The 4,319-nt window shown below is 60.2% G+C and carries 8 protein-coding genes; all 8 read left to right on the top strand.

Going from position 1 to position 4,319, the window contains the following annotated elements:
- The first annotated feature begins 57 nt into the window (after nt 1-57).
- Nucleotides 58-708: a 50S ribosomal protein L3 gene (gene rplC / locus AC3IFE_RS05330; RefSeq protein WP_006482922.1), complete on the top strand. Its 651-nt coding sequence runs from the start codon at nt 58-60 to the stop codon at nt 706-708.
- Nucleotides 708-1,328, top strand: a complete 621-nt coding sequence (gene rplD / locus AC3IFE_RS05335) for a 50S ribosomal protein L4 (protein WP_006477192.1) — start codon at nt 708-710, stop codon at nt 1,326-1,328. Before rplC ends, rplD begins: the two co-directional genes overlap by 1 nt.
- Complete coding sequence (gene rplW / locus AC3IFE_RS05340; protein ID WP_004199275.1) at nt 1,325-1,639, top strand: 50S ribosomal protein L23; 315 nt, start codon at nt 1,325-1,327, stop codon at nt 1,637-1,639. Before rplD ends, rplW begins: the two co-directional genes overlap by 4 nt.
- 2 nt (nt 1,640-1,641) lie before the next feature.
- Nucleotides 1,642-2,469, top strand: a complete 828-nt coding sequence (rplB, locus tag AC3IFE_RS05345; RefSeq protein WP_006482900.1) for a 50S ribosomal protein L2 — start codon at nt 1,642-1,644, stop codon at nt 2,467-2,469.
- A gap of 10 nt (nt 2,470-2,479) precedes the next feature.
- On the top strand, nt 2,480-2,755 hold the full coding sequence (gene rpsS, locus AC3IFE_RS05350) for a 30S ribosomal protein S19 (RefSeq protein WP_004199273.1): 276 nt from the start codon (nt 2,480-2,482) through the stop codon (nt 2,753-2,755).
- A gap of 12 nt (nt 2,756-2,767) precedes the next feature.
- Entirely contained in the window at nt 2,768-3,097 is a 330-nt protein-coding gene (gene rplV, locus AC3IFE_RS05355; RefSeq protein ID WP_004199272.1) for a 50S ribosomal protein L22, read from the top strand.
- 11 nt (nt 3,098-3,108) lie between these two features.
- A complete protein-coding gene (rpsC, locus tag AC3IFE_RS05360) occupies nt 3,109-3,909 on the top strand; it encodes a 30S ribosomal protein S3 (protein ID WP_006482899.1) in 801 nt (266 codons plus the stop codon).
- 2 nt (nt 3,910-3,911) lie between these two features.
- Nucleotides 3,912-4,319 (top strand): 50S ribosomal protein L16 (gene rplP / locus AC3IFE_RS05365; RefSeq protein ID WP_489189807.1); only part of this gene is annotated, 408 nt, incomplete at its 3' end.

Raw genomic sequence — 4,319 nt, forward strand, 5'->3', positions numbered from 1 at the left:
GTGCCCGGCATTTTGTAAATCAGCCCCGACCAATCGCAGTCGGGAATGGAGAAAATGATGAGCCTTGGACTCGTAGGTCGCAAGGTTGGCATGACCCGTATCTTCACGGCTGAAGGGGATTCGATTCCCGTCACCGTGCTGGACGTGTCGGACAACCGCGTGACGCAGATCAAGACTGTTGAAACCGACGGCTACACGGCCGTGCAGGTTGCATTCGGCTCCCGCCGCGCATCGCGCGTGACGAAGCCGCTGGCAGGTCATCTCGCCAAAGCCGGTGTCGAAGCCGGTGAAATCCTCAAGGAATTCCGCATTGACGCGGCCAAGGCAGCCGAGCTGTCGAATGGCGCCGTGGTCGGTGCAGATCTTTTCGAAGTGGGCCAGAAGGTCGACGTGCAAGGCGTGTCGATCGGTAAGGGCTACGCCGGTACGATCAAGCGTTACAACTTCTCCTCCGGCCGTGCCACGCACGGTAACTCGCGCTCGCACAACGTGCCGGGCTCGATCGGTATGGCGCAGGATCCGGGTCGTGTTTTCCCGGGTAAACGCATGACGGGTCACATGGGTGACGTGACGGTGACGGTGCAGAACCTCGAAATCGCTCGTATCGACGCAGAGCGCAAGCTGCTGCTCGTGAAGGGTGCGATTCCGGGCGCGAAGGGCGGCAAGGTCTTCGTGACGCCGGCCGTCAAGACCAAGGGGGCGAAATAATGGAACTCAAGCTCCTGAACGAAAATGGTCAGGAAGGTGCAGTGGTCAACGCATCGGACGTCGTGTTCGGTCGTGACTACAACGAAGCGCTGATCCACCAGGTCGTCGTCGCATACCAGGCGAATGCTCGCCAGGGTAACCGCGCACAGAAGGACCGTGAGCAAGTCAAGCACACGACCAAGAAGCCGTGGCGCCAGAAGGGTACGGGCCGCGCTCGTGCCGGTATGTCGTCGAGCCCGCTGTGGCGTGGCGGTGGTCGTATCTTCCCGAATTCGCCGGAAGAAAACTTCTCGCACAAGGTCAACAAGAAGATGCATCGCGCAGGTCTCTGCTCGATCTTCTCGCAGCTGGCCCGTGAAGGCCGCCTGTCGGTCGTCGAGGACATCATCCTCGAAGCGCCGAAGACCAAGCTGCTGGCCGACAAATTCAAGACCATGGGTCTCGATTCCGTTCTGATCATCACGGACACGGTCGACGAGAACCTGTACCTGGCTTCGCGCAACCTGCCGCACGTGGCGATTGTCGAGCCGCGCTACGCTGACCCGCTGTCGCTGATCTACTTCAAGAAAGTGCTGGTCACGAAGGCTGCGGTCGCCCAGATCGAGGAGTTGCTGTCATGAGCGAGATTCGCAAGAACGATCATCGTTTGATGCAGGTCCTGCTCGCACCGGTGATCTCGGAAAAGGCGACGCTGGTTGCCGACAAGAACGAGCAAGTCGTGTTCGAAGTCGCACCGGATGCCACGAAGCAGGAAGTGAAGGCGGCTGTCGAGCTGCTGTTCAAGGTTGAAGTTGATTCGGTCAACGTGCTGGTTCAGAAGGGCAAGCAAAAGCGCTTCGGCCGTTCGATGGGCCGCCGCAAGGACGTGAAGAAGGCGTACGTTTGCCTGAAGCCCGGCCAGGAAATCAACTTTGAAGCGGAGGCCAAGTAATCATGGCAATCGTTAAAGTTAAGCCGACATCGCCGGGTCGCCGCGCGATGGTCAAGGTGGTCAACAAGAACCTGCACCAGGGCAAGCCGTTCGCGGCACTGCTCGACTCGCAGAGCTCGACCGCCGGTCGTAACAACAACGGCCGTATCACCACGCGTCACAAGGGTGGTGGTCACAAGCAGCACTACCGTATCGTCGATTTCCGTCGCACGAAGGATGGCATTCCGGCAAAGGTCGAACGTCTCGAGTACGACCCGAACCGCAGCGCGAACATCGCGCTGGTGCTCTACGCAGACGGCGAACGTCGCTACATCATCGCCCCGAAGGGCCTGACCGTCGGCCAACAGCTGATGTCGGGTTCGGAAGCGCCGATCCGTGCAGGCAACACGCTGCCGATCCGCAACATTCCGGTCGGTACGACGATCCACTGCATCGAGATGCTGCCGGGCAAGGGCGCGCAAATGGCGCGTTCGGCTGGCACGTCGGCCATGCTGCTGGCACGTGAAGGCGTCTACGCGCAGGTTCGTCTGCGTTCGGGCGAAATCCGACGCGTGCACATCGAGTGCCGTGCAACGATCGGTGAAGTCGGCAACGAAGAGCATAGCCTGCGCCAGATCGGCAAGGCTGGCGCGAACCGCTGGCGCGGTATCCGCCCGACGGTGCGTGGCGTTGCGATGAACCCGGTCGATCACCCGCACGGTGGTGGTGAGGGCAAGACGGCTGCAGGTCGCGACCCGGTGAGCCCGTGGGGTACGCCGGCTAAGGGTTACCGCACCCGCAGCAACAAGCGCACGACGACGATGATCGTCCAGCGCCGTCACAAGCGTTAAGGAGTAGGCAATGGCACGTTCTGTTAAAAAAGGTCCGTTCTGCGACGCCCATTTGCTGAAGAAAGTTGAGGCGGCTGCAGCTTCGCGCGACAAAAAGCCGATCAAGACCTGGTCGCGTCGCTCGACGATTCTGCCGGATTTCATCGGCCTGACGATCGCTGTTCACAACGGCCGTCAACACGTTCCGGTGTATATCTCGGAAAACATGGTCGGCCACAAGCTTGGCGAGTTCGCACTGACCCGTACGTTCAAGGGTCACGCAGCCGACAAGAAGGCCAAGAAATAAGGGGCAATCAAGATGGAAGTGAAAGCAATTCATCGCGGTGCCCGCATCTCGGCGCAGAAAACGCGCCTTGTGGCTGACCAGATCCGCGGTTTGCCGGTCGACAAGGCGCTGAACGTTCTGACGTTCTCGCCGAAGAAGGCGGCTGGCATCGTGAAGAAGGTTGTGCTGTCGGCAATCGCGAATGCGGAGCACAACGAAGGCGCTGATATCGACGAGCTCAAGATCAAGAGCATCTACGTCGACAAGGCTGCATCGCTCAAGCGTTTCACCGCGCGCGCCAAGGGCCGCGGTAACCGCATCGAGAAGCAATCCTGTCACATCACTGTGACGGTCGGGAATTAAGGAGCCATACGATGGGACAGAAAATTCATCCGACTGGCTTCCGCCTGGCTGTCAGCCGCAATTGGGCTTCGCGTTGGTACGCGAACAACAACAATTTCGCGGCGATGCTGCAGGAAGACATCGGTGTTCGTGAATACCTGAAGAAGAAGCTGAAGAACGCTTCGGTCGGTCGGGTGGTCATCGAGCGTCCGGCGAAGAACGCGCGCATCACGATTTACAGCTCGCGTCCGGGCGTGGTCATCGGCAAGAAGGGCGAGGATATCGAACAGCTGAAGACGGAACTGCAACGCCGCATGGGCGTGCCGGTTCACGTCAACATCGAAGAAATCCGCAAGCCGGAAACCGATGCTCAGCTGATCGCTGACTCGATCACGCAACAGCTCGAGCGCCGGATCATGTTCCGTCGCGCGATGAAGCGTGCGATGCAGAACGCGATGCGTCTGGGTGCCCAAGGCATCAAGATCATGAGCGCAGGCCGTCTGAACGGTATCGAAATCGCTCGTACGGAGTGGTATCGCGAAGGTCGCGTGCCGCTTCACACGCTGCGTGCCGATATCGACTACGCGACTTCGGAAGCGAAGACGACTTACGGGATCATCGGCGTCAAGGTGTGGGTCTACAAGGGCGATACGCTCGGCCGCAACGACGCACCGGTGGTGGAAGAAGTAGCCGAAGACAAGCGTCCGCGTCGCAATGCGCGTCCGGGCGACCGTCGTCCGCGCCGTGACGGCGAAGGCGGCGCTCCGGGTGCTCGTCGTGGCGCACCGCGCCGTGGCGCCGGCAAGCCCGAAGACGGCAAGACTGGAGAATAACGATGCTGCAACCGAAACGCAGAAAGTATCGTAAAGAGCAGAAGGGTCGTAACACCGGCAAGGCGACGCGCGGCAACGCAGTGTCGTTCGGTGAGTTCGGTCTGAAGGCGATCGGTCGCGGTCGTTTGACCGCACGTCAGATTGAAGCGGCGCGTCGTGCAATGACGCGTCACATCAAGCGTGGCGGCCGCATCTGGATCCGGATCTTCCCGGACAAGCCGATTTCGCAGAAGCCGGCCGAAGTGCGTATGGGTAACGGTAAGGGTAACCCGGAGTACTACGTCGCCGAGATTCAGCCGGGCAAGATGCTCTATGAAATGGACGGCGTAACCGAAGAACTGGCACGCGAAGCGTTCCGTCTGGCCGCAGCCAAGCTGCCGCTGAAGACGGCATTCATCGTGCGCCAGCTC

The sequence above is a fragment of the Burkholderia sp. APQ4-4ca genome, from assembly GCF_057837105.1.